23 protein-coding genes are annotated in these 23,869 nt (G+C 56.3%); 15 read left to right on the forward strand and 8 right to left on the reverse strand.

What is annotated here, in order from left to right:
- Positions 1-63 precede the first annotated feature (63 nt).
- The 3 genes from LA04_RS06335 to rluF are packed head-to-tail and all read left to right on the forward strand — an operon-like array spanning position 64 to position 1,681.
- On the forward strand, positions 64-414 hold the full coding sequence (locus tag LA04_RS06335; RefSeq protein ID WP_047650896.1) for a type II toxin-antitoxin system RelE/ParE family toxin: 351 nt from the start codon (positions 64-66) through the stop codon (positions 412-414).
- Between the two features lie 2 nt (positions 415-416).
- Positions 417-755: a helix-turn-helix domain-containing protein gene (locus tag LA04_RS06340; RefSeq protein ID WP_047650917.1), complete on the forward strand. Its 339-nt coding sequence runs from the start codon at positions 417-419 to the stop codon at positions 753-755.
- A gap of 53 nt (positions 756-808) precedes the next feature.
- Complete coding sequence (gene rluF, locus LA04_RS06345; RefSeq protein WP_023309993.1) at positions 809-1,681, forward strand: 23S rRNA pseudouridine(2604) synthase RluF; 873 nt, start codon at positions 809-811, stop codon at positions 1,679-1,681.
- Here rluF and LA04_RS06350 read toward each other — a convergent pair whose 3' ends face one another.
- The 3 genes from LA04_RS06350 to lysC form a co-directional block, all read right to left on the reverse strand.
- Positions 1,682-1,954, reverse strand: coding sequence for a DUF3811 domain-containing protein (locus LA04_RS06350; protein ID WP_047650897.1), 273 nt, complete (start codon positions 1,952-1,954; stop codon positions 1,682-1,684).
- Positions 1,955-2,004: 50 nt separating this feature from the next.
- Positions 2,005-2,949 carry a ketopantoate/pantoate/pantothenate transporter PanS gene (gene panS / locus LA04_RS06355; RefSeq protein ID WP_047650898.1) on the reverse strand — a complete coding sequence of 315 codons (945 nt, stop codon included), beginning with the start codon at positions 2,947-2,949 and terminating at the stop codon, positions 2,005-2,007.
- 93 nt (positions 2,950-3,042) lie between these two features.
- On the reverse strand, positions 3,043-4,392 hold the full coding sequence (gene lysC / locus LA04_RS06360) for a lysine-sensitive aspartokinase 3 (RefSeq protein WP_047650899.1): 1,350 nt from the start codon (positions 4,390-4,392) through the stop codon (positions 3,043-3,045).
- A gap of 374 nt (positions 4,393-4,766) precedes the next feature.
- Here lysC and pgi point away from each other — a divergent pair, with 374 nt between their 5' ends.
- From pgi to psiE, 6 genes are all read left to right on the forward strand, one after another.
- Positions 4,767-6,416: a glucose-6-phosphate isomerase gene (pgi, locus tag LA04_RS06365; RefSeq protein WP_047650900.1), complete on the forward strand. Its 1,650-nt coding sequence runs from the start codon at positions 4,767-4,769 to the stop codon at positions 6,414-6,416.
- Positions 6,417-6,783: 367 nt separating this feature from the next.
- A complete protein-coding gene (gene yjbE / locus LA04_RS06370) occupies positions 6,784-7,026 on the forward strand; it encodes an exopolysaccharide production protein YjbE (RefSeq protein WP_013095034.1) in 243 nt (80 codons plus the stop codon).
- Between the two features lie 63 nt (positions 7,027-7,089).
- Positions 7,090-7,728 carry a YjbF family lipoprotein gene (locus tag LA04_RS06375; protein WP_047650901.1) on the forward strand — a complete coding sequence of 213 codons (639 nt, stop codon included), beginning with the start codon at positions 7,090-7,092 and terminating at the stop codon, positions 7,726-7,728.
- Complete coding sequence (locus LA04_RS06380; protein WP_023309999.1) at positions 7,725-8,462, forward strand: capsule biosynthesis GfcC family protein; 738 nt, start codon at positions 7,725-7,727, stop codon at positions 8,460-8,462. Before LA04_RS06375 ends, LA04_RS06380 begins: the two co-directional genes overlap by 4 nt.
- Positions 8,462-10,558 carry a YjbH domain-containing protein gene (locus tag LA04_RS06385; protein WP_047650902.1) on the forward strand — a complete coding sequence of 699 codons (2,097 nt, stop codon included), beginning with the start codon at positions 8,462-8,464 and terminating at the stop codon, positions 10,556-10,558. Before LA04_RS06380 ends, LA04_RS06385 begins: the two co-directional genes overlap by 1 nt.
- A 129-nt stretch (positions 10,559-10,687) precedes the next feature.
- Complete coding sequence (gene psiE / locus LA04_RS06390; protein ID WP_000202963.1) at positions 10,688-11,098, forward strand: phosphate-starvation-inducible protein PsiE; 411 nt, start codon at positions 10,688-10,690, stop codon at positions 11,096-11,098.
- A 97-nt stretch (positions 11,099-11,195) separates the two neighbouring features.
- Here the strand turns inward: psiE and malG are convergent, their stop codons facing one another.
- From malG to malE, 3 genes are all read right to left on the reverse strand, one after another.
- Positions 11,196-12,086, reverse strand: a complete 891-nt coding sequence (gene malG / locus LA04_RS06395) for a maltose ABC transporter permease MalG (protein ID WP_047650903.1) — start codon at positions 12,084-12,086, stop codon at positions 11,196-11,198.
- Positions 12,087-12,100: 14 nt separating this feature from the next.
- Positions 12,101-13,645, reverse strand: a complete 1,545-nt coding sequence (gene malF, locus LA04_RS06400; protein WP_047650904.1) for a maltose ABC transporter permease MalF — start codon at positions 13,643-13,645, stop codon at positions 12,101-12,103.
- A gap of 69 nt (positions 13,646-13,714) precedes the next feature.
- Positions 13,715-14,905, reverse strand: a complete 1,191-nt coding sequence (gene malE, locus LA04_RS06405) for a maltose/maltodextrin ABC transporter substrate-binding protein MalE (protein ID WP_033144384.1) — start codon at positions 14,903-14,905, stop codon at positions 13,715-13,717.
- Between the two features lie 370 nt (positions 14,906-15,275).
- Here malE and malK point away from each other — a divergent pair, with 370 nt between their 5' ends.
- The 5 genes from malK (at position 15,276) to ubiA (ending at position 20,421) form a co-directional block, all read left to right on the forward strand.
- Positions 15,276-16,385 (forward strand): maltose/maltodextrin ABC transporter ATP-binding protein MalK, encoded by a 1,110-nt coding sequence (gene malK, locus LA04_RS06410; protein WP_047650905.1) that lies wholly within the window; start codon positions 15,276-15,278, stop codon positions 16,383-16,385.
- A gap of 71 nt (positions 16,386-16,456) precedes the next feature.
- Entirely contained in the window at positions 16,457-17,794 is a 1,338-nt protein-coding gene (locus tag LA04_RS06415; protein WP_152594352.1) for a maltoporin, read from the forward strand.
- A gap of 113 nt (positions 17,795-17,907) precedes the next feature.
- On the forward strand, positions 17,908-18,861 hold the full coding sequence (malM, locus tag LA04_RS06420) for a maltose operon protein MalM (RefSeq protein WP_047650907.1): 954 nt from the start codon (positions 17,908-17,910) through the stop codon (positions 18,859-18,861).
- 180 nt (positions 18,862-19,041) lie between these two features.
- Positions 19,042-19,539, forward strand: a complete 498-nt coding sequence (ubiC, locus tag LA04_RS06425) for a chorismate lyase (RefSeq protein ID WP_023334136.1) — start codon at positions 19,042-19,044, stop codon at positions 19,537-19,539.
- A 12-nt stretch (positions 19,540-19,551) separates the two neighbouring features.
- A complete protein-coding gene (gene ubiA, locus LA04_RS06430; RefSeq protein WP_047650908.1) occupies positions 19,552-20,421 on the forward strand; it encodes a 4-hydroxybenzoate octaprenyltransferase in 870 nt (289 codons plus the stop codon).
- Positions 20,422-20,508: 87 nt separating this feature from the next.
- Here the strand turns inward: ubiA and zntA are convergent, their stop codons facing one another.
- Positions 20,509-22,680, reverse strand: a complete 2,172-nt coding sequence (gene zntA / locus LA04_RS06435; protein ID WP_047650909.1) for a Zn(II)/Cd(II)/Pb(II) translocating P-type ATPase ZntA — start codon at positions 22,678-22,680, stop codon at positions 20,509-20,511.
- A 76-nt stretch (positions 22,681-22,756) separates the two neighbouring features.
- Positions 22,757-23,383: a lysoplasmalogenase gene (locus tag LA04_RS06440; protein ID WP_024906687.1), complete on the reverse strand. Its 627-nt coding sequence runs from the start codon at positions 23,381-23,383 to the stop codon at positions 22,757-22,759.
- A 129-nt stretch (positions 23,384-23,512) separates the two neighbouring features.
- Between LA04_RS06440 and LA04_RS06445 the strand changes: the two genes are divergently transcribed.
- Positions 23,513-23,869: a DUF2500 domain-containing protein gene (locus LA04_RS06445; protein WP_047650910.1), complete on the forward strand. Its 357-nt coding sequence runs from the start codon at positions 23,513-23,515 to the stop codon at positions 23,867-23,869.

The raw sequence follows: 23,869 nt of genomic DNA on the forward strand, positions 1-23,869 counted from the left end.
TGCAGACCTGTGGAGTAAGACAATGTGATCTTTAATGTATAAAATTTTATACAGGGATGTGGTATGCTTTCAGAAAGACCAGCAATGAGGCCCATTGCATGGATGGGGAGTGCCTTCGATGATTTGCTCGGCTTCCCGGAGGAAATCCGACGGGATGCGGGATATCAGCTACACCGATTACAGGCTGGATTAGAGGCAGCGGACTGGAAGCCCATCTCAGAGATCGGCAAAGGCGTTGCAGAAATACGGTTGCGCGGTGACACGGGTGCATACCGAATTATCTTTTTGGCTCGTTACGAGGATGCTGTTTACGTACTGCATTGCTTTAAGAAGAAAACGCAGCGGACATCAGGCCATGATAAATACATAGCAAAGGCACGTTTTCAGGCGGTGCTTGATGCTCGGAGAGGATGAAAATGGGAAGACGTATTGATACAAAAATTCGGCATGTGACGGCTTCAGAAACGAACATCTTTGCTGAACTGGGTTTTGAAGAAAGTGAAGCTAAACAGCTACACGACTGCGCCGAGAAAGAGGTTGAGCAGCTGCTTGCCATCAAGCGGCAACTGATGCAGGAAATTTCCTCGTGGATTGCGGAGAATAAACTGCGTCAGGCTGACGCTGCCGCCAGGCTAAACGTCTCTCGTCCCCGCGTGTCGGATGTCGTGAACCTCAAAACCAGTAAGTTTACCCTTGATACGCTGATCATGATGCTGTGTAAACTTGGAAAACCCGTCTCAGTTACCGTCGGCTAATCTTTTTTTTCGGCCCAAACCTAAGGTATATTTCGCCCTTCACAGGAGAAACTATGCTGCCAACTCAATCAACCCGATTAAACAAATACATTAGCGAGAGCGGGATCTGCTCACGTCGCGAAGCTGACCGTTATATTGAGCAAGGTAACGTGTTTCTTAACGGCAAACGCGCCACCATCGGCGACCAGGTGGTCCCTGGCGATGTGGTTAAAGTGAATGGTCAGGTCATCGAACCGCGCGATGCTGAAGACCTGGTGTTTATCGCGTTGAACAAACCGGTTGGGATTGTCAGCACCACGGAAGACGGCGAGCGGGACAACATCGTTGATTTCGTGAACCACAGCAGCCGTATCTTCCCGATTGGCCGTCTGGATAAAGACTCTCAGGGGCTGATTTTCCTCACCAACCACGGCGATCTGGTTAATAAAATTCTGCGTGCCGGTAACGATCACGAGAAAGAGTACATTGTGACGGTGAATAAGCCGGTTACGGACGAATTTATTCGCGGCATGGGCGCCGGGGTGCCGATCCTCGGTACCGTCACGAAAAAGTGTAAGGTGAAGAAAGAAGCGCCGTTCGCGTTCCGCATTACGCTGGTGCAGGGCTTAAACCGCCAGATCCGCCGCATGTGCGAGCACTTCGGTTATGAAGTGACGAAGCTGGAACGCACGCGCATCATGAACGTCAGCCTGTCCGGCATCCCGCTGGGCGAGTGGCGCGATTTAACGGATGACGAGCTGATTGAACTCTTCAAGCTTATCGAGAACTCTTCGTCCGAAGCGAAGCCGAAGGCCAAAGCAAAACCGAAAACCCAGGCGATTAAGCGCCCGGTGGTGAAGGCACCTCAGGCGGAAGATAAGGGGCGAGGCAAGCCGGGTAACGGAAAACGCTTTACCCAGCCGGGGCGCAAAAAGAAAGGGCGCTGATTAGCGCCTTCCACGGGTAGACGTTGCGGCGGACCAGGAAAAGGTCGCCTCTGCATCGGGTTTATAAGCCTGCTCTTTTTTCAGCTTGCGGGCTTTTTTCGCCGCGGCGTCACGCTGCGCCATCAGCTTATCGATGTACTCTTTTTTCACCTGATTGGTTTCGGCGTTGGTCAGCGTGCGGCCATGTGCGATACGGGCGCGGTCGAGAAGCGTTTTCAGTTCACGCTGCTCGGCTTCCGTCATGTCTTTCTGGGTCAAACGTGGTGTAGCCATTGCTGAAGCCTCCTGATAGAGAGGCTTCAGTGTAAAGCAAGCCGCGTAAATTAACCCTGCTTCACCGCATCTTTTTTCGTTTGTTCATCAATCGGTTTGTCGGACCAGTAGCCCGCCAGCAGCGAGCCGGAGAGGTTATGCCAGACGGAGAACAGCGCGCCAGGCAGGGCCGCCAGCGGGGAGAAGTAAATTTTACCGAGCGCCGCCGCCAGGCCGGAGTTCTGCATGCCCACCTCGATTGCCAGCGTGCGACAGGTAGATTCGTCAAAACCAAACAGCTTCCCGCCCCAGTAGCCGCCCAGCAGGCCAATAGTGTTATGCAGCACCACCGCGACGATCACCACAAAGCCCACGGAGGCGATGTGCGATGCGGAACCCGCCACCACGGCGCTGATGATCGCCAGAATACAGACCATCGAAAACGCAGGCAGGTACGGCTCAACGGCCTTCACCACGCGCGGGAAAAGATGGTGAATGACCAGCCCCAGCGCAATTGGGATCACCACAATCTGCAGAATGCTGAGCAGCATGCCCGTCACGTCCACCTGAATATGCGCGTCCACGTACAGACGGGTTAACAGCGGTGTGGCAATCACGCCCACCAGCGTGGAAACGGAGGAGATGGTGACGGAGAGCGCCACATCCCCTTTCGCCAGGTAGATCATCACGTTGGACGCCGTACCGCTGGCCACGCTGCCCACCAGCACCATCCCGGCGGAGAGATCGGGCGGCATCTTAAAGGCCATCGCCAGCAGCCACGCCGCAAGCGGCATCACCAGGTAATGCAGGAAAATCCCTGCTGCGACGGGCGCAGGGCGAGACAGCACGCGCTTGAAATCGTCGATTTTCAAATGCACGCCCATACCGAACATGATCAGCATCAGCAGCGTGGCGACCCACGGACCAATGCCTGTGAACGTGGCGGGGGTGTAATACGCGAGTACGGAGAGCAGCAGCGCCCATAACGGGAGCAGCCGAGTAACGGCGGATAACATAGTGGATTCCTTGCAGTATTGTCGTGTTGTTTAGTTATGAAAAAGCCGGGTCTGTGCCCGGCTTATAGGTATTGTTTATCGTGCTAACGAATTTTATTCAAACAAATTCTGATGAAGTTTCTGCACGACCTGCTCGGCCTGATCGGCAGGCACCAGGAAGCAGAGGTTATAGCTGGATGCCCCGTAGCAGATCATGCGGATGCTGAACGGGTCGAGCACGCCGAACACCTCTTTACCCACGCCGCAGGCGCGCGACAGCTTGTTGCCGATGATGGCAACCAGCGCCAGGTCTTCTTCCACTTCCACGCGGCACAGCTCAGACAGCTCAATCAGCAGCGACTGCGTCAGCAGCGTGTCGCCGGTGGAGGTCGAGCCGGTTGTGTCCAGCGTTAGCGCAATGCTCACTTCAGAGGTGGTGATCAGATCCACCGAGATATTGTGGCGCGCCAGAATGCCAAACACTTCCGCCAGGAAACCGCGTGAATGCAGCATATTGTGGCTGTGGAGCGTCACCAGCGTCTGGCGACGGCGGAGGGCCAGGGCGCGGAAAAGCGGTGGGTTTTCGGTTTTCTTGCAGACCAGCGTCCCGCCCGCTTTCGGATCTTTACTCGAACCCACGAAGACCGGAATATCGCTGCGTACGGCCGGCAGCAGCGTTGCCGGGTGCAGCACTTTCGCGCCGAAGGTGGCCATTTCAGCCGCTTCTTCAAAGGCGATCACATCAATACGTTTAGCCGCAGAAACGACGCGCGGGTCGGTGGTGTAAATACCCGGAACGTCAGTCCAGATATCCACGCGCGTTGCATGCAGGGCTTCGCCCAGCAGCGCGGCGGTGTAGTCGCTGCCGCCACGACCAAGCGTGGTGGTGCGGCCTTTCGCTTCACTGCCGATAAAGCCCTGGGTGACCACGATGCCGTCTGCCAGGCGCGGTGCCAGCTGCTGATTGGTCAGCTCCGCCAGCGCCTCGACGTCCGGCTCGGCGCGGCCAAAGCGATCGCTGGTACGCATTACTTTACGCACGTCAAACCACTGCGCCTGAACGTTACGCTCGCGCATGATTTCAACAAACAGCAGGGTGGACATCAGCTCGCCGTGGCTGACCAGTTCGTCGGTCAGGGCGGTGGAGGTGGCCAGAGAGGCCGCTTCTGCCAGAGTGGTAATATTTTCCAGCAGACGTTCCACTTCCTCGCGGATGACGTTCGGGTTCTGCAGACGTTCAAGGATGTCGAACTGAATTTTGCGCAGTGCATCCAGCTTCACGAAACGTTCTGTCGCTTCCAGTCCTTCAGACAGAGAAACCAGCAGGTTCGTCACGCCGGCGGATGCAGACAGCACCACCAGGCGGGTATTCGGATCGGCCAGCACCACATCGGCGCTGCGGTTCATGGCATCGTAATCGGCCACACTGGTGCCGCCAAATTTGGCGACCACAAAACTCGTCATAACAACCTCGTGTCAGGGAATGAATAAGCGACCATGGCACAAGAGTGAAACGAAAACAGGTGCAGGCGCAAAATACGGCCCTATAAATAAAATGCGGGGGAGGTCCTGTCAATGCTGGGATTATGCGGATTTTTTATGGGGGGGTACCCCTGAGAAACAGGACTTATAACAGCGCCAGATTTTATGCTCCGTTTTAGGGCTTTTTGACCGACATTTCGCCGCCCCGGGAGGGCGCTTCAGCAGCTATACTTTTCGGGTCTTTTCACCTGTGTTTGATGCAGGCCAGGGCAATGGCATAAAAACCATCACAATTTTTATTTGCAGGCGCTACAATCGACCGCAGTCACAATTCTCAAATCAGAAGAGTATTGCTAATGAAAAACATCAACCCAACGCAGACCGCTGCCTGGCAGGCACTCCAGAAACATTTTGATGAAATGAAAGACGTCACCATCGCGGATCTGTTCGCGAAAGATGCCGATCGTTTCTCTAAGTTCTCCGCGACCTTCGACGACCTGATGCTAGTGGATTTCTCTAAAAACCGCATTACCGAAGAGACGCTGGCAAAACTGCAGGATCTGGCGAAAGAAACCGAGCTTGCCGACGCCATCAAATCCATGTTCTCCGGCGAGAAGATCAACCGTACCGAAGACCGTGCCGTGCTGCACGTGGCCCTGCGTAACCGTAGCAATACGCCAATCATCGTTGACGGCAAAGACGTCATGCCGGAAGTGAACGCGGTGCTGGAAAAGATGAAAAGCTTCTCCGAAGCGATCATCTCCGGTAGCTGGAAAGGCTACACCGGCAAAGCAATCACCGACGTGGTGAACATCGGTATCGGCGGTTCTGATCTCGGTCCGTTCATGGTGACCGAAGCGCTGCGCCCGTACAAAAATCACCTCAATATGCACTTTGTGTCTAACGTCGATGGTACCCACATCGCCGAAGTGCTGAAGAACGTGAACCCGGAAACCACCCTGTTCCTGGTTGCGTCCAAAACCTTCACCACTCAGGAAACCATGACAAACGCCCACAGCGCGCGCGACTGGTTCCTGAAAACCGCGGGCGACAATAAGCACGTGGCGAAACACTTCGCGGCGCTGTCTACCAACGGTAAAGCGGTCAGCGAGTTTGGCATTGATACCGCGAACATGTTCGAGTTCTGGGACTGGGTTGGCGGCCGCTACTCCCTGTGGTCTGCGATTGGCCTGTCCATCATCCTGTCCGTGGGCTTCGACAACTTCGTTGAGCTGCTCTCCGGCGCGCACGCGATGGATAAACACTTCTCCACGACCGCACCAGAGAAAAACCTGCCGGTGCTGCTGGCGCTGATCGGTATCTGGTACAACAACTTCTTCGGCGCTGAAACCGAAGCGATCCTGCCGTACGATCAGTACATGCACCGCTTCGCAGCCTACTTCCAGCAGGGCAACATGGAATCCAACGGTAAGTATGTTGACCGTAACGGCAACGCGGTGGATTACCAGACTGGCCCAATCATCTGGGGCGAGCCGGGCACCAACGGCCAGCATGCCTTCTACCAGCTGATCCACCAGGGCACCAAAATGGTACCGTGCGATTTCATCGCCCCGGCTATCACCCATAACCCGCTGTCCGATCACCATCCGAAGCTGCTGTCGAACTTCTTTGCGCAGACCGAAGCGCTGGCGTTCGGTAAATCCCGCGAAGTGGTTGAGCAGGAATACCGTGACCAGGGTAAAGACCCGGCCACGCTGGACCACGTGGTGCCGTTCAAAGTGTTCGAAGGCAACCGCCCAACCAACTCCATCCTGCTGCGCGAAATCACGCCGTTCAGCCTGGGTGCGCTGATCGCTCTGTACGAGCACAAAATCTTCACGCAGGGCGCCATCCTGAACATCTTCACCTTTGACCAGTGGGGCGTTGAGCTGGGCAAACAGCTGGCAAACCGTATTCTGCCAGAGCTGGGTGACGATAAAGCGATTGCCAGCCATGACAGCTCGACAAATGGTTTGATCAACCGTTATAAAGCATGGCGTGCGTAATTAAAACGTCATGAAAACGTGCCGGCTTAATGCCGGCATTTTTTTATCGGATAATTCCTGATGTCTGTTAGTTAACTCAAATTCTGAATCTGAGTTTAATCCGAAAAAGACGCTTAACCCGTTAATTGCTGCGGTTTATTTTAAGAAAATACGTAGTGGTCCATTAATATGGATATATTATAAATTATTGATTTTTATCTATTATATATTTATGTTATTTGCCTTTCATTTCCATTTTAACCATTAGTCCGAAAACCCTCTCCCTATTTCCCCTTACGGCAAACCCACGGCAGTAGTTGTGTATACTCGATTCCGCCTGAAATTCTTTTCGGGCAAATCTCCATTCATTCATTGAAGGGAAATTGTTATGAAGAAAGTACTGTATGGCATTTTTGCCATATCTGCGCTTGCGGCGACATCTGTCTATGCAGCTCCGGTTCAGGTCGGGGAAGCGGCAGGTTCGGCTGCGACGTCTGCGTCTGCGGGTAGTTCTACCGCAGCCAGCACCAGCACCGTAAGTTCAGCCGTGGGTGTCGCGCTGGCGGCAACCGGTGGCGGTGATGGCTCCAATACCGGAACCACGACCACCACGACAACCAGCACCCAGTAATAGCGGGTGTTTTAATCATAACCACACTTCGGTGTGGTTATTTCGCCCCTTCGGAGAAGAGTCGTGAAGCGACCTGCAATCATTCTGATTTGCCTGCTGCTGCAGGCGTGCTCGGCCACCACCAAAGGGCTGGGAAACTCACTGTGGGAAAGCATGTTCGGCACGCCGGGCGTGCATCTGACCGATGACGAACTTCAAAACATGCCCTATGCTAGTCAGTACATACAGCTTAATGATGGCCCGCAGCTGTTTGTGGTGCTCGCTTTCGATGAAAACGGGCAGCAGAAATGGGTGACGCAGGATCAGGCCACCATCGTGACGCAGCATGGTCGTATCGTGAAAACCCTGCTGGGCGGCGACAACCTGCTGGAGGTGAATAATATTGCTGCCGATCCGCTGATCAAGCCGAACCAGATCGTCGACGGCGCGGGCTGGACGCGCACGATGGGCTGGACCGAGCACAAGCAGGTGCGTTACGCCACGGCACGCTCGACCTTCCGCTGGGACGGCACGGACAGCGTGAAAGTTGGCAGCGACGAAACGCAGGTTCGCGTGCTGGATGAAGAAGTCACCACCGACCAGGCCACCTGGCACAACCGCTTCTGGATCGACGAGGAAGGGCAGATCCGCCAGTCCCTGCAGTATCTCGGTGCCGGATTCTTCCCGGTGAAAACCACCCTGATCAAGGCGGCGAAATCATGAAAACGCTCATCCACGTTGCGCTTATCGCCAGCCTTGCCGCGCCGCTGGCATGGTCCGCAGGGACTGTGAAGGTCTACACGCCGGACAGTGAAAAACCCAAAACCTTAACCCACGCTGAGCATCTGCTCGATCTCGTCGGACAGCCAAGGCTCGCCAACAGCTGGTGGCCGGGGGCAGTGATCGCTGAACGGCAGAAGACCGCTGAAGCGGAACAACAGCACAAGGCGCTCCTTGCCAGGCTGACGGGGTTAGCGGAGCAGGAGGATGGCGACGACGCGGCGGCCATTAACAGCGTTCGCCAGCAGCTGCAGGCGCTGAAGGTGACGGGCCGTCAGAACGTGAACCTTGATCCCGATGAAGTGCGCGTCACGGAAAAGGGCAATCCCACGCTTGAAGGGGAGTATACGCTCTGGCTGCCGGAGAAGCCGACGACGGTGACCGTGATGGGGCTTATCAGCAGCCCGGGTAAAAAGCCCTTTACGCCCGGTCGCGACGTGGCGAGCTACCTCGACGAGCAGAGCCTGCTGAGCGGTGCCGATAACAGCTACGCCTGGGTGGTTTACCCTGACGGACACACGCAAAAAGCCCCCGTCGCTTACTGGAATAAACGGCATATCGAACCTATGCCGGGCAGCATCATTTTTGTCGGTTTTGCCGACCATTTCTGGACGAAGGCGTATGACGGGCTTAACGCCGATATCCTTCACTCCCTGATTCAGCGGATACCGGAATAATGAAAAGAACCTATCTCTACAGCATGCTGGCGCTCTGCGTGAGTGCCGCGTGCCATGCAGAAACGTATCCGGCACCCATTGGCCCGTCTCAGTCAGACTTCGGCGGCGTCGGTTTGCTGCAAACGCCCACCGCGCGGATGGCGCGCGAAGGGGAAATTAGCCTTAACTACCGTGATAACGATCAGTATCGTTACTACTCGGCGTCGGTGCAGCTGTTCCCGTGGCTTGAAACCACGCTGCGCTACACCGACGTGCGTACGAAACAGTACAGCAGCGTTGATGCGTTCTCCGGCGACCAGACCTACAAAGATAAAGCCTTCGACGTCAAGCTGCGCCTGTGGGAAGAGAGCTACTGGATGCCGCAGGTGTCCGTGGGCGCCAAAGATATCGGTGGTACCGGTCTGTTTGATGCTGAATACATCGTGGCCAGTAAAGCCTGGGGGCCGTTCGACTTCTCGCTCGGCCTGGGATGGGGCTACCTGGGCACTGGCGGTAACGTGAAAAATCCGTTTTGCTCCTACAGCGATAAATACTGCTACCGCGATAACAGCTATAAGAAAGCGGGTTCCATCAACGGTGACCAGATGTTCCACGGTCCGGCATCGCTGTTTGGCGGCGTGGAGTATCAAACGCCCTGGCAGCCATTACGCCTGAAGCTGGAATATGAAGGGAATGACTACTCGCAGGACTTCGCCGGGAAGATTGAGCAGAAGAGCAAGTTTAACGTCGGCGCCATTTATCGCGTCACCGACTGGGCCGACGTTAACCTCAGCTACGAGCGCGGCAACACCGTGATGTTTGGCTTCACGCTGCGCACCAACTTTAACGATATGCGGCCACACTACAATGATAACGCGCGCCCTGCATACCAGCCGGAGCCGCAGGATGCGATTCTGCAGCACTCCGTGGTGGCAAACCAGCTGACGCTGCTGAAATACAATGCCGGCCTGGCGGATCCGAAAATTCAGGTGAAAGGCGATACGCTGTACGTGACCGGCGAGCAGGTGAAATACCGCGACTCGCGCGAAGGGATCGAACGCGCTAACCGGATCGTAATGAACGATCTGCCGGAGGGGATCCGCACGATCCGCGTGACGGAAAACCGCCTTAACCTGCCGCAGGTGACGACGGAAACGGACGTTGCCAGCCTCAAGCGCCATCTGGAAGGTGAACCGCTCGGGCATGAAACCGAGCTGGTGCAAAAACGCGTAGAACCGATCGTGCCGGAGACCACCGAGCAGGGCTGGTATATCGACAAATCGCGCTTCGATTTCCATATCGATCCGGTGCTGAACCAGTCCGTCGGCGGGCCGGAAAACTTCTACATGTATCAGCTGGGCGTCATGGCGACGGCGGATCTGTGGCTTACCGACCACCTGCTGACCACCGGTAGCCTGTTCGGCAACATCGCTAATAACTACGACAAGTTCAACTACACCAACCCGCCAAAAGACTCACAGCTGCCGCGCGTGCGTACTCGCGTGCGTGAATACGTGCAGAACGATGCTTACGTGAATAACCTGCAGGCCAACTATTTCCAGTACTTCGGCAATGGCTTCTACGGCCAGGTGTACGGCGGGTATCTGGAAACCATGTACGGCGGCGCGGGGGCGGAAGTGCTTTATCGTCCTGTCGACAGCAACTGGGCGTTCGGGGTTGATGCCAACTACGTCAAGCAGCGTGACTGGCGCAGCGCGCAGGACATGATGAAGTTCACCGACTACAGCGTCAAAACGGGCCATCTGACCGCCTACTGGACGCCGTCGTTCGCGCCTGACGTGCTGGTGAAAGCCAGCGTTGGTCAGTACCTGGCGGGCGATAAGGGCGGTACGCTGGATATCTCTAAACACTTCGACAGCGGCGTCGTGGTGGGCGGCTATGCCACCATCACCAACGTTTCGCCGGACGAATACGGGGAAGGGGACTTCACCAAAGGGGTCTACGTGTCGATTCCGCTGGATCTGTTCTCGTCAGGCCCAACCCGCAGCCGTGCGGCAGTAGGCTGGACGCCGCTGACGCGTGACGGGGGTCAACAGCTTGGACGTAAGTTCCAGCTGTATGACATGACGAGCGATAAGAACATTAACTTCCGCTGATGCCTCTCACCCTCTCCCCTAAGGGGAGAGGGGAATCCTCTCCATTGCGTCAAACATAAACAAAAAATATAGATCCCCGTCACATTTTTGCGTTATACAGGAACTTCGCCCTGGAGAATGAGGTGCTGTATGACATCCCTGACTCGCCCGCGCGTTGAGTTTATCTCAACTATCCTCCAGACCGTGCTGAACCTCGGTCTGTTGAGCCTTGGCCTGATACTGGTCGTCTTTTTGGGTAAAGAGACGGTGCATCTTGCGGATGTGCTGTTTGCCCCTGAACAAACCAGCAAATATGCGCTGGTGGAAGGCCTGGTGGTCTACTTTCTCTACTTTGAATTTATCGCCCTGATTGTGAAGTACTTTCAGTCCGGCTTTCACTTCCCGCTGCGTTATTTTGTCTACATTGGGATCACTGCGATAGTGCGGCTGATCATCGTCGATCATAAATCCCCGCTCGACGTGCTGATCTATTCGGCGGCGATCCTGCTGCTGGTGATCACCCTCTGGCTGTGTAATTCGAAGCGGCTGAAACGCGAATAAAAAAATGGCGGCCCGGAGGCCGCCTAACAACAGTCACAAGTTGGGTCAATACAATACGTCTAAAGTTGAGGGTTGCAGTGGCATAACAAAATGAAACTTAACCTTTCACACCGCCCGCCGTCAGGCCGTTGACCAGCCAGCGCTGTGCCAGCAGGAACACCACGGTAATCGGGATGGCAGAGAGTACGGCCGCCGCGGCAAAGTCGCCCCACAGGTAGTTTTGCGGGTTGAGGTATTGCTGCATACCTACGGCCAGGGTGTAGCTGTTCACATCACGCAGTAACAGTGAGGCAACCGGTACTTCGGTGATCGCAGCGATAAACGACAGAATAAACACCACCGCCAGGATAGGCACCGACAGCGGCAGCAGCACCAGGCGGAACGCCTGCCACGGGGTTGCGCCATCCAGCGCGGCCGCTTCTTCCAGCGAGCCGTCGATGGTTTCGAAATAGCCTTTGATGGTCCACACATGCAGTGCGATACCGCCAAGATAGGCGAAGATCACGCCGCCGTGGGTGTTCAGACCTATAAACGGTATGTACTGGCCCAGACGGTCAAACAGGGCATACAGCGCCACCAGTGACAGCACGGCCGGGAACATCTGGAAAATCAGCATCCCTTTCAGCAGTGAGGCTTTGCCCGGGAACTTCATACGGGCGAAAGCGTACGCACAGGTCGTGGAAAGCGTCACGATACCAATGGCGGTAATGCCTGCGATTTTCACCGAGTTCCACAGCCACAGCAGCACCGGGAACGGCGGCGGCGTGACGCGGCCATCCGCGTGTTCCACGCTGAAGCCCAGCGCGAGCTTCCAGTGTTCCCAGGAGATTTCGTCCGGGATCAGGCTCCCGGTGGCGAAGTTACCCGAACGCAGGGAGATGGCGATAACCATCAGCAGCGGGAACATGATCGCCGCGATGAAAATCAGCAGGCCTAAGTGCGTCGCCAGGAGGCGCAACTTCTGAGATTTGGGTTGTACCATTGCCATGATTGATGCCCTCCTTAGTCAAATTTCATACGTGTGGCTTTCAGGTTCACAATCGCTAGGGCGCCTACCAGCAGGAAGATCAGGGTGGCAATCGCTGCCGCCAGACCGAAGTCCTGGCCGCCGCCGCCTTCGAAGGCGATACGGTAGGTGTAGCTCACGAGCAGGTCGGTATAGCCTGCTGGCGTCGTGGTGCCAAGGCGGTCCGGGCCGCCGTTGGTCAACAGCTGAATCAGCACGAAGTTGTTAAAGTTAAAGGCGAAGCTGGCAATCATCAACGGCGTCAGCGGCTTAATGAGCAGCGGCAGCGTAATTTTAAAGAAGTTCTGGAACGGGCCCGCGCCGTCCATCGCCGAGGCTTCGTACAGATCGTCCGGGATAGCCTTCAGCAGGCCCATGCACAGGATCATCATGTACGGATAACCGAGCCAGGTGTTTACGATGATAATCATCGAGCGAGCGGTGGTCGGGTCGCTGAACCAGGCCGGTTTGATGCCGAACAGGGCGCTCAGCATCATGTTGATTTCACCGAAGCTCTGGTTAAACAGCCCTTTGAAAATCAGAATCGAGATAAACGACGGTACGGCATACGGCAGGATCAGCAGCACGCGGTAAATCGCTTTACCTTTCAGGGATTCCCACTGGACCAGACAGGCCAGCACCATGCCCACGGCAACGGTCAGGATCACCGTCAGCACCGAGAAGACCACCGTCCAGACGAAGATGGCGAAGAACGGTTTCTGAATGCCTTCGTCGGTAAACACGCGGGTAAAGTTGTCCCAGCCGATGGTGACGGTATAGCCCGGGCTGAGCTTGTCATCACCCCATTTGCCGTCGGCAGTAACGGACTGATAGAAACCAATGTCGTTATTCGGACGGTATTTCACGCCGCTCTGGTTGTTGGTCAGCGTGCCGTCGTCCGCCAGGGTATAGAGCGGCTGCGTGCCGGAGAACTGGCGCAGCGAGCTCATGGTCACTTTGCTTTCGTCTGGCAGGACGGCGGTGAGCTGGGTCAGCGCCTGACGGTTCTGGGTAATGACGCGCAGGTTGGCACGTTCACCCTCTGGCAGGGCCTGTGCCTCTTTTAAGGCCAGCTTCTGCTCGCCGCCAAATTTGAACGCGTCGGAGACATAGTATTTGCTGCTTGCTTCGTCAGTAAGCGCTAACCTCCACTCGTTCCCGGCAGGATACAGGCCGAAGTTAAAGGTCTTGCCTGCCTGATATGAGCGATCCAGCAGGACCTGCTGCGCGCGTTCCTGCGCAAGCTGGTTGGTGCTGCTGTAGTTGGTAAACGCAATGGCGATGGTACAAATCAGCGGGAACAGGACAAACAGCCCCATCCCGGCCACGCCGGGATAAACATAGCGCCAGGCATAGGCTTTACGATTAGCGAAAATATACAGGCCAGCAGAGCTTAAAATCAGCGTCATGATGGCAAACAGATATTCCCCTTGTACGTACATTAAAACAACAAGGTAACCCACCAGCAGACACAGCAGACCTATCGCTGACCACTTCAGCGCGTCGCTTTGCCACCAGCGTTTCTTTTTAATGACATCCATGGGGTTTTTCCTCTACAACGTTTGATCTTTTCTCCCTCTCCTGGGGGAGAGGGAGAGGGGACTACGGCATTACTTAGTAATACGACCCTGCGCATCTTTCAGCGCGGCATCGACAGTCTGACGACCGCTTGCAGCGTTGATAACCGCGGTGCGCGTGGCGTACCAGAACGCAGCCATCTGTGGGATGTTCGGCATGATTTCGCCTTTCTGGGCGTTATCCATGGTGGCCGCGATACGTGGGTCTTTCGCCAGCTGATCCTGGAAGGATTTCAGCGCGACGGCGCCCAGCGGTTTGTCCTTGTTCACTTCATCCAGACCCTGATCGGTCAGCAGGTAGTTTTCCAGGAACTCTTTCGCCAGCTCTTTGTTCGGGCTGGCGGCGTTGATGCCCGCGCTCAGCACGCCAACGAACGGTTTAGACGGCTTGCCTTTGAAGGTTGGCAGCAGCGTCACGCCGTAGTTGACTTTGCTCTTGTCGATGTTGGTCCAGGCCCACGGACCGTTGATGGTCATCGCGGTTTCGCCTTTGTTGAACGCCGCTTCCGCGATGGAGTAGTCGGTATCCGCGTTCATGTGTTTGTTCTTGATCAGATCCACCAGGAAGGTCAGACCCGCTTTCGCGCCAGCATTGTCCACGCCCACGTCTTTAACGTCATATTTGCCGTTTTCAAACTTGAACGCGTAACCGCCGTCGGCAGCAATCAGCGGCCAGGTGAAGTACGGCTCTTGCAGGTTGAACATCAGCGCGGATTTACCTTTCGCCTTCAGCTCTTTATCCAGTTTCGGGATCTCTTCCCAGGTTTTCGGTGGGTTTGGTACCAGGTCTTTGTTGTAAATCAGAGACAGGGCTTCAACCGCGATAGGGTATGCGATCAGCTTGCCGTTATAGCGAACGGCGTCCCAGGTGAACGGGAACAGTTTGTCCTGGAAAGCTTTGTCCGGCGTCACTTCAGCCAGCAGGCCAGACTGCGCGTAACCCCCGAAACGGTCATGCGCCCAGAAGATGATGTCCGGGCCGTCGCCGGTTGCTGCAACCTGCGGGAACTTCTCTTCCAGTTTGTCCGGGTGTTCTACGGTCACTTTGATGCCGGTATCTTTCTCGAATTTTTTGCCCACTTCGGCCAGGCCGTTATAGCCTTTGTCGCCGTTAATCCAGATAACCAGTTTGCCTTCTTCAATTTTGGCGAGCGCCGGTGCGGAAACCATCATTGCTGCGAGGGCGGACAATGCGAAAACGCGTGCGCCAGTCTTGATATTCATAGCTGCCATCCTTTTTGGTGATGTCTCGTGGTATGACTTCAGTGGTTCAACGTGACTCAGTCTCCTTATTTGACATCCTCTTTCCATCCTCCCAACCCCTACGCCCCACCCCCCGTTTGTGTGATCTCCGTTGCATAAATTTAAGTTATGAGTGCTGGCGCACATAAAAACCCACCGAATTTTGCAGGCGGCTTCACGAATTTTGCCTCAGCCCGCCTACGGCGGTCGCAGAGCCTGCTCTCTCATCCTCCCGCCTCCTCCCCCATAAAAAAGGCGGGGGGTGGAGGATTCGGGAAAGTAATGGATACCCCATAGTGAACTTATCTTGAATGTTTCTGTCGGTGACAGGTTGTAACGAAGGGAGAAGGGCATGGCGAGCGTACAGCTGCGTAATGTAACGAAAGCCTGGGGTGACGTTGTGGTGTCGAAAGACATCAATCTGGACATCAACGAAGGCGAATTCGTGGTGTTTGTTGGCCCATCAGGCTGTGGTAAATCTACTCTGCTGCGTATGATTGCCGGTCTTGAAACGATTACCAGCGGCGACCTGCTGATTGGTGATACCCGAATGAACGACATCCCGCCTGCCGAACGTGGCGTAGGCATGGTGTTCCAGTCTTATGCACTCTATCCCCACCTTTCCGTTGCCGAAAATATGTCCTTTGGCCTGAAGCTGGCCGGCGCGAAGAAAGAGGTGATTAACCGGCGCGTGACGCAGGTGGCGGAAGTGTTACAGCTGGCGCATCTGCTGGAGCGTAAACCGAAAGCGCTTTCCGGCGGGCAGCGTCAGCGTGTGGCGATTGGCCGTACGCTGGTGGCCGAACCGCGCGTGTTCCTGCTCGATGAACCTCTCTCTAACCTGGATGCCGCCCTGCGCGTCCAGATGCGTATTGAAATCTCCCGTCTGCATAAGCGTCTTGGCCGCACGATGATTTACGTCACCCACGATCAGGTGGAAGCGATGACCCTCGCCGACAAAATCGTGGTGCTGGATGCCGGTCGCGTGGCGCAGGTGGGTAAACCGCTGGAGCTGTACCACTACCCGGCAGACCGCTTTGTTGCGGGCTTTATTGGCTCGCCAAAGATGAACTTCCTGCCCGTCAAAGTGACCGCGACAGCCATTGAACAGGTACAGGTGGAGCTGCCAAACCGCCAGCAGGTCTGGCTGCCGGTCGACAGCGCCAACGTACAGGTCGGGGCAAACATGTCCCTCGGTATTCGTCCTGAGCATCTGCTGCCGAGCCACATCGCTGATGTGACCCTGGAAGGTGACGTTCAGGTCGTCGAACAGCTTGGTCACGAAACACAGATTCATATCCAGATCCCCGCCATCCGTCAGAACCTGGTCTACCGCCAGAACGACGTGGTGTTGGTAGAAGAGGGTGCCACATTCGCTATCGGCTTGCCGCCAGAGCGTTGCCATCTGTTCCGTGAGGATGGCACTGCATGTCGTCGGTTGCACAAAGAGCCAGGCGTTTAAGCAATCCCAAAAGAAGACACGAAACCGACAGGTGAAGTGTTCAAAGAAAAGCAATGATCTCAGGAGATAGAATGATGATTACTCTGCGCAAACTTCCTCTGGCAGTTGCCGTCGCAGCGGGCGTAATGTCTGCTCAGGCACTGGCCGTGGATTTCCATGGTTATGCTCGTTCCGGTATCGGCTGGACGGGTAGTGGCGGCGAACAACAGTGCTTCCAGGCAACCGGTGCTCAAAGTAAATACCGTCTGGGTAACGAATGTGAAACCTATGCGGAACTGAAACTGGGCCAGGAAGTGTGGCAAGAAGGCGATAAGAGCTTCTACTTCGACACCAACGTCGCGTATTCCGTGGCGCAACAGAACGACTGGGAGGCCACTGACCCGGCGTTCCGTGAAGCCAACGTGCAGGGTAAAAACCTGATTGAGTGGCTGCCAGGTTCGACTATCTGGGCCGGTAAGCGCTTCTATCAGCGTCATGACGTCCACATGATCGACTTCTACTACTGGGATATTTCAGGTCCTGGTGCGGGTCTGGAAAACATCGACGTAGGTTTTGGTAAGCTCTCTCTGGCTGCAACCCGTTCTTCAGAAGCCGGCGGTTCTTCATCCTTCGCCAGCAACAGCGTTTATGACTACACCACTCGTACGGCGAACGATGTCTTTGACGTGCGTTTAGCCCAGATGGAAATTAACCCGGGCGGTACCCTGGAGCTGGGGGCTGATTACGGCCGTGCAAACCCACGTGATGATTATCACCTGATCGACGGCGCATCTAAAGATGGCTGGATGTTCACTGCTGAACACACGCAGAGCATGCTGAAAGGCTACAACAAATTTGTTCTGCAATATGCAACTGACTCTATGACCTCTCAGGGTAAAGGTCTGTCGCAAGGTTCGAACATTGGCACCACTGACGATATCAACTACGGCATCAACAACAACGGGCACCTGTGGCGCGTACTTGACCACGGTGCTATCTCCCTGGGCGATAGCTGGGACCTGATGTACGTCGGTATGTACCAGGATATCAACTGGGATAACAACAACGGTACGAAATGGTGGACCGTAGGCGTTCGTCCTATGTACAAATGGACGCCTATCATGAGCACTCTGCTTGAAGTGGGCTACGACAACGTCAAATCTCAGGAAACTGGCGAAACCAACAACCAGTATAAAATCACCCTGGCACAACAGTGGCAGGCTGGCGACAGCATCTGGTCACGTCCAGCAATCCGCGTCTTCGCCACCTATGCCAAGTGGGATGAGAAATGGGGTTATGCGCCTTCAGGTAAAAACTCCGTTGCGGGTTACACCCCAGGCATGGCCTATAGCGATACCACTGCGAAAAGCTTCAGCCGCGGCGACAACGACGAGTGGTCCTTCGGCGCCCAGATGGAAATCTGGTGGTAATCCCGTCTTAACCTGACGTAATGACCAAACTGAGGGGCGCAAGCCCCTCAATCCTTGGGACGGCGCGCTATTGCCTGGCTACCGCTGAACCTGTGCATTTTGAGGTGATAACAATGAAAATGAACAAAACTCTCCTTGCCCTTTGTTTAACCGCAGGGCTGCTGGCGAGCGCGCCTGCTGTAACGCTCGCTAACGTCAATTTCGTTCCACAAAACACAACATCCGCGCCAGCCATTCCGACAGCGGCATTGCAACAGCTGGTCTGGACCCCTGTCGATCAGTCTAAAACCCAGACCACCCAGCTTTCAACGGCTGGTCAGTCACTTAATGTTCCGGGTATTACCGGCCCTGTCGCTGCGTATAGCGTACCCGCCAATATTGGTGAACTGGCCATTACCTTGACCAGTGAAGTTAATAAACAGACGAGCGTATTTGCACCAAACGTGTTAATTCTCGATCAGAATATGACGCCATCTGCCTTTTTCCCTAGTGAATACTTTACATATCAGGAACCCGGCGTGATGAGCGCCGACCGTCTGGAAGGCGTCATGCGCCTTACGCCAGCGCTCGGCCAGCAAAAACTCTACGTGCTGGTCTTTACCACTGAGCAGGATCTTCAGAAGACCACCACGTTGCTCGATCCGGCTAAAGCCTACGCAAAAGGCACCGGTAACGCGATTCCTGATATTCCAGACCCAATTGCTCGTCACGTGACCGACGGAACGTTAAAGCTGAAGGTGAAAACGAACAGCGGTTCCAGCGTGCTGGTCGGCCCGCTGTTTGGCTCTTCCGGTTCCGGCCCTGTCACTGTAGGTAACACAGCTGCTCCTGCCTATACCGCGCCAGCGGCCACGGCAGCCGCACCGGTAGCGGCCGCAGCGCCTGCCCCGGCGAAGAAGGCTGAGCCTGTACTGAACGACACCGAAGAGTACTTCAACAACGCCATTAAGCAGGCGGTGAAGCGCGGCGATGTCGATAAAGCGCTGAAACTGCTTGATGAAGCCGAACGTTTAGGTTCAACCACTGCCCGTTCCACCTTTATCAGCAGTGTAAAAGGCAAGGGGTAACCGTTTCCCCACAGTGCTGATTTGTTAGTAGTTTGGTGCGCCTGAGTGGGCGCACTTTTTTTCGTAGCCGCCAGGCTGTTGCGCCCATGTTGCGATCGTGATCGTTAAATAACGTTTGGCCCCCCTCAATCCGTGTTTCTGCGATACAATGCCATTACGTTATGTATCGGAGAGTCTGGCATGTCACACCCTGCGCTAACGCAACTGCGTGCGCTGCGCTATTTCGACCAAATACCTGCGCTTGATCCGCAGCAACTGGACTGGCTGTTGCTGGAAGATTCCATGACGAAACGTTTTGAGCAACAGGGTAAAACGGTCACGGTAACCCTGATTCAGGAAGGGTTTGTCTCTGGCGATGAGATCGCCAGCGAGCTGCCGCTGCTGCCGCAAGAGCCACGCTACTGGCTGCGCGAAATTTTACTCTGTGCTGATGGTGAGCCGTGGCTTGCCGGACGGACGGTGGTGCCCGAGTCCACCCTTTCCGGGCCAGAGCTGGCGCTGCAACGTCTGGGGAAAACGCCGCTGGGGCGTTACCTTTTCACCTCGTCTGAGCTTACCCGGGATTTTATTGAGATTGGTCGTGATGCCGAACTCTGGGGGCGTCGTTCCCGCCTTCGCCTGAGCGGTAAACCGTTAATTCTGACGGAGCTTTTTTTACCGGCATCACCGTTGTACTAAGAGGAAGAAAAAATGGAGTGGAGCCTGACGCAGAATAAGCTGTTGGCGTATCACCGCTTAATGCGTACCGATAAACCCATTGGCGCGCTACTGCTGCTGTGGCCGACCCTGTGGGCGCTGTGGCTCGCCACGCCGGGCGTGCCGCCGCTGTGGATCCTTGGCGTGTTCGTTGCCGGCGTCTGGCTGATGCGCGCGGCGGGCTGCGTGGTCAACGACTATGCCGATCGTAAATTCGACGGTCATGTTAAGCGTACTGCCGGTCGTCCGTTACCCAGCGGGCAGGTCACCGGGAAAGAAGCCCGCGTGCTGTTCATTGTGCTGGTGCTGCTCTCTTTCCTGCTGGTGTTGACCCTAAACACCATGACCATTCTGCTTTCCGTTGCTGCGCTGGCGTTGGCCTGGGTGTATCCGTTTATGAAGCGCTATACCCACCTGCCTCAGGTGGTGCTGGGTGCGGCGTTTGGCTGGTCGATTCCGATGGCGTTTGCGGCGGTTAGTGAGTCCTTACCGCTCAGCTGCTGGCTGATGTTCCTGGCGAACATTCTCTGGGCGGTGGCGTATGACACGCAATACGCGATGGTCGACCGCGACGATGACCTGAAAATTGGCATCAAATCAACCGCCATCCTCTTTGGTCGTCAGGATAAGCTGATTATCGGTATCCTGCAGGTCGCGGTACTGGCGCTGATGGTCGCGATCGGTCGCCTGAACGGGCTGAACTGGGAGTTTTACTGGTCCGTGCTGGTGGCGGGACTGCTGTTTGCGTACCAGCAAAAGCTGATTGCTAAGCGTGAACGTGACGCCTGTTTTAAAGCGTTTATGAACAATAATTACGTCGGTCTGGTGCTGTTTTTAGGCCTGGCGATGAGCTATTTCTTATAAAAAAGTCGGGTGGCGGCTTCGCCTTACCCGACCTACGAGTTAGCAGGACATGTAGGCCCGGTAAGCGTTAGCGCCACCGGGCTTTTTTTACCGGCGACGCAGCAGCCGAAGCGCGTTCGCCGTCACCAGCACCGTTGCTCCGGTATCCGCCAGCACCGCCAGCCACAATCCGGTCATGCCGAGCAGGGTCGTCACCAGGAAAATCCCCTTCAGCCCGAGCGCAATGCCGATGTTCTGACGAATGTTGGCCCGCGTCGCGCGCGCCAGGGCTATGGTCTGCGCCAGCCCGGTCAGGCGGTTGTGCGTCAATGCCGCGTCGGCCGTTTCCAGCGCCACGTCGGTACCGCTTCCCATCGCAATACCGATGGTGGAGGCTTTCATCGCTGGGGCATCGTTAATCCCGTCACCGACCATCGCCAGCGGCGCGCGAGCGTTTAGCTCCGTTACCGCGCTGACCTTATCCGCAGGCAATAGTCCAGCTTTAAACTCCAGCCCCAGCTCACCGGCAATCGCTGCCGCCGCGCGAGGGTTATCACCGGTGAGTATAACGCCCTGCACGCCCAGCTTGTGCAGCGCCGCCACGGCTTCTTTGGCGTCATCGCGTAGGGTATCGCGCAGTGCCAGTATCCCCTTCGCGACGCCGTCCTGCATAACGGTCACGACGGTTTGTCCGGTCTGTTCTAACGCCTCAACCTCTGGACTGGAAGACTTGCCTGCCGCGACAATCAGCACCTTTTTACCGTCAACGGTGGCCTCAATCCCTGACCCCACCAGCGCCCGCTGGGCGGTTGCCGGAGGGATGTCCAGCCCGCGCGACTGCGCTTCTCGCACAATCGCCTGCGCCAGCGGGTGAGTGGACCCCTGCTCAACGGCGGCGGCCAATGCAAGCAGCTCATTTTCAGTGATTTCCTGCGGATATACGCCGGTCACCTGCGGCTTACCCACGGTTAACGTACCGGTTTTATCGAAGGCGATATGCTGAACCTGGCTCAGCTGTTCCAGCGCCGCGCCGCCCTTAATCAGCGCGCCGCGACGTGCCGCTGCCGCCAGACCTGAGGTAATCGCCGCCGGGGTGGAAATCACCAGCGCGCACGGGCAGCCGATCAGCAGCAACGTCAGCCCTTTATAAATCCAGCCCTCCCACGGCGCGCCAAAGAACAGCGGCGGAACGACGGTGACCAGCAGGGCAACCAGCATGATGGCAGGGGTATAAATTCGGCTGAAGCGATCGATAAAGCGTTCGACCGGCGCGCGGCGCTCCTCTGCCTCTTCAATCAGCTTCAGGATACGGTCAATGGCGCTGTCGCCCGGCTCGGAGAGCACGGCGAGCTGCACCAGACGGTCGACGCTGGTGGCGCCAGCAGGCACTTTTTCCCCCGCGGCGCGCTCTACCGGAATGGATTCCCCGGTCAGGGCGCTTTCATCAAAGCTCGCGGTGGCGGTAAGCAGAGCGCCGTCTGCAGGCAGACGCCCCCCTGCGGCCACCTCAATCACGTCGCCCGGGCGTAGCGTGTTAATGGCGACCGTTTCACGCGTGCCGTTTACCACGCGAGTGGCGGTTTCCGGCTTCAGCGCCATCAGCGCGCTGACCCCTTTACGCGCCCGGCTCGCCGCCCAGCCCTCAAGGCGTTCGCCGATTAAGAACAGCAGCAGTACCATCGCCGCTTCTGCCGTCGCGCCAATGAACAGCGCGCCGATCGCCGCCACGCTCATCAGCGTTTCGATGGCAAACCAGCTGCCGCTTTTCATCAGGCGCAGCGCCTGACGGGCAATCGGGAACAGGCCGACCAGCGTGGTGGCGATAAACGCCAGATTGCCGAACGGATGGTTAATCTGCTCCAGCCCCCAGCTCAGGGCCATCATGATGATGAGGGTAATGAGCGGCAGGTTTTCTTTCAGGGTGGAGGCTTTTTCAACGGGCGTCGTTTCGCTGCGCAGGGTATAGCCCGCCTGGCTGACGGCGGCTTCAACCTGTTTGCTGACGTCGGTATCGGCGCTAACCAGCAGCTTTTCGGTGGCGAACAGCACCTGAACGTGACTCACGCCCGGCACCTGTTTGACGGCGTTTTCCACCTTGCGGGCGCAGGCCGCGCAGTCCATGCCGTTGACGACCCAGCTGTAGCGGTTGCCGCTTTCAGGAAGCGTTTGAGTTGGCGTTTCGCACGCGCCTTCGCAGCAGCAGTCGTCTTTCGACGGCACCGGGCTGAGCTTAAGTGCCGAGAATTGAGGTACTTTTTTAGGTATTTCTGGAGTCGACATGGCAGTCTCCGGCAATGATAATTTTCTCATTAACCGCAGCATACACTCTGGAGTCGACTCCAGAGTCAAGCGCTATTTAGATATACAGCGAACGCACAATCAGGAAATGCCCGGCAAAGTAACACGCGGCGGCAATCGCGTTATCCGCCCGGAAGCGGCGGCGATAGTGGCTGCCCAGCCAGACGACATTCCCGATCAGCAGCAGCGCGGCGCCGAAGAAAGCGGACATCGCCGGAGCGGTCGGACGGAAGAACCACAGCTCGCCTGCCAGCCACACCATCACCAGCGTCATGGCGATAAACGTACAGACCGGCAAACGCATCTCTTCCAGTCGTGACCAGATCACCGCAATCAGCAGGGCGCCAATCACCAGCAGCACCAGCGGCAGCGGCCAGAAGAAGGAGAGCGTCATCTGGCTGGCAAAGTAGATGGTATAGAGCAGATGCGACAGGAAGAACGCGCCCACAGCATAGAGCAGACGCTGGCGCGGCAGCAGGGTTAAGGCATCGCCTATCAGGGATGCACACAGCCCGGCTAGCACCAGATAGCTGACGGCGTTAAACATCGGCGCTTGCCAGGCCAGCAGCAGCAGGAGCAACAGCGTGACCGGTTTAAACAACCAGCGCTGCCATGTGGGACCGCGGTACGACGCATCGACATAAAGCCATGCGGAAAAACAGACAGCGATAAATGACCAAAGCATATTAACTCCCTGTATCTGTTAAGTCTGAATAATCAGTTTCTGATCCAGTGTAGTGACGCGGGCGGGCGTTTGGCAATGGCGGGGGAGGCAAGGTATCCTGAATTCCGCAAAATCTGATGGGATTGTCGAATGAGCAAGATGCCGCTTTTTTTCATTATCGTGGTGGCGATTATCGTCATTGCCGCCTCGTTCCGTTTCGTGCAGCAGCGCCGCGAGAAGGCGGATAACGATGCCGCACCGCTGATGCAAAAGCGCGTGGTGGTGACCAACAAACGCGAGAAACCGCTCAACGATCGCCGCTCGCGCCAGCAGCAGGTGACGCCTGCGGGCACAGCAATGCGCTATGAAGCGAGCTTTAGGCCGGAAACGGGCGGCCTGGAGATGACCTTCCGCCTGGAGGCGCAGCAGTACCATCAGCTGACGGTGGGGGAGAAAGGAACGCTGAGCTACAAAGGGACGCGGTTTGAAGGGTTCAGGACGGAATAA

This window comes from Enterobacter sp. UCD-UG_FMILLET (assembly GCF_000762975.1).
In the GTDB taxonomy this organism is placed as follows: Bacteria; Pseudomonadota; Gammaproteobacteria; order Enterobacterales; family Enterobacteriaceae; genus Enterobacter; species Enterobacter dykesii.

Coding starts and splice junctions, on each gene's coding strand:
- LA04_RS06335 (WP_047650896.1), top strand. CDS start 64: ATGCTTTCAGAAAGACCAGCAATGAGGCCCATTGCATGGATGGGGAGT.
- LA04_RS06340 (WP_047650917.1), top strand. CDS start 417: ATGGGAAGACGTATTGATACAAAAATTCGGCATGTGACGGCTTCAGAA.
- rluF (WP_023309993.1), top strand. CDS start 809: ATGCTGCCAACTCAATCAACCCGATTAAACAAATACATTAGCGAGAGC.
- LA04_RS06350 (WP_047650897.1), bottom strand. CDS start 1,954: ATGGCTACACCACGTTTGACCCAGAAAGACATGACGGAAGCCGAGCAG.
- panS (WP_047650898.1), bottom strand. CDS start 2,949: ATGTTATCCGCCGTTACTCGGCTGCTCCCGTTATGGGCGCTGCTGCTC.
- lysC (WP_047650899.1), bottom strand. CDS start 4,392: ATGACGAGTTTTGTGGTCGCCAAATTTGGCGGCACCAGTGTGGCCGAT.
- pgi (WP_047650900.1), top strand. CDS start 4,767: ATGAAAAACATCAACCCAACGCAGACCGCTGCCTGGCAGGCACTCCAG.
- yjbE (WP_013095034.1), top strand. CDS start 6,784: ATGAAGAAAGTACTGTATGGCATTTTTGCCATATCTGCGCTTGCGGCG.
- LA04_RS06380 (WP_023309999.1), top strand. CDS start 7,725: ATGAAAACGCTCATCCACGTTGCGCTTATCGCCAGCCTTGCCGCGCCG.
- LA04_RS06385 (WP_047650902.1), top strand. CDS start 8,462: ATGAAAAGAACCTATCTCTACAGCATGCTGGCGCTCTGCGTGAGTGCC.
- psiE (WP_000202963.1), top strand. CDS start 10,688: ATGACATCCCTGACTCGCCCGCGCGTTGAGTTTATCTCAACTATCCTC.
- malG (WP_047650903.1), bottom strand. CDS start 12,086: ATGGCAATGGTACAACCCAAATCTCAGAAGTTGCGCCTCCTGGCGACG.
- malF (WP_047650904.1), bottom strand. CDS start 13,645: ATGGATGTCATTAAAAAGAAACGCTGGTGGCAAAGCGACGCGCTGAAG.
- malE (WP_033144384.1), bottom strand. CDS start 14,905: ATGAATATCAAGACTGGCGCACGCGTTTTCGCATTGTCCGCCCTCGCA.
- malK (WP_047650905.1), top strand. CDS start 15,276: ATGGCGAGCGTACAGCTGCGTAATGTAACGAAAGCCTGGGGTGACGTT.
- LA04_RS06415 (WP_152594352.1), top strand. CDS start 16,457: ATGATGATTACTCTGCGCAAACTTCCTCTGGCAGTTGCCGTCGCAGCG.
- malM (WP_047650907.1), top strand. CDS start 17,908: ATGAAAATGAACAAAACTCTCCTTGCCCTTTGTTTAACCGCAGGGCTG.
- ubiC (WP_023334136.1), top strand. CDS start 19,042: ATGTCACACCCTGCGCTAACGCAACTGCGTGCGCTGCGCTATTTCGAC.
- ubiA (WP_047650908.1), top strand. CDS start 19,552: ATGGAGTGGAGCCTGACGCAGAATAAGCTGTTGGCGTATCACCGCTTA.
- zntA (WP_047650909.1), bottom strand. CDS start 22,680: ATGTCGACTCCAGAAATACCTAAAAAAGTACCTCAATTCTCGGCACTT.
- LA04_RS06440 (WP_024906687.1), bottom strand. CDS start 23,383: ATGCTTTGGTCATTTATCGCTGTCTGTTTTTCCGCATGGCTTTATGTC.
- LA04_RS06445 (WP_047650910.1), top strand. CDS start 23,513: ATGAGCAAGATGCCGCTTTTTTTCATTATCGTGGTGGCGATTATCGTC.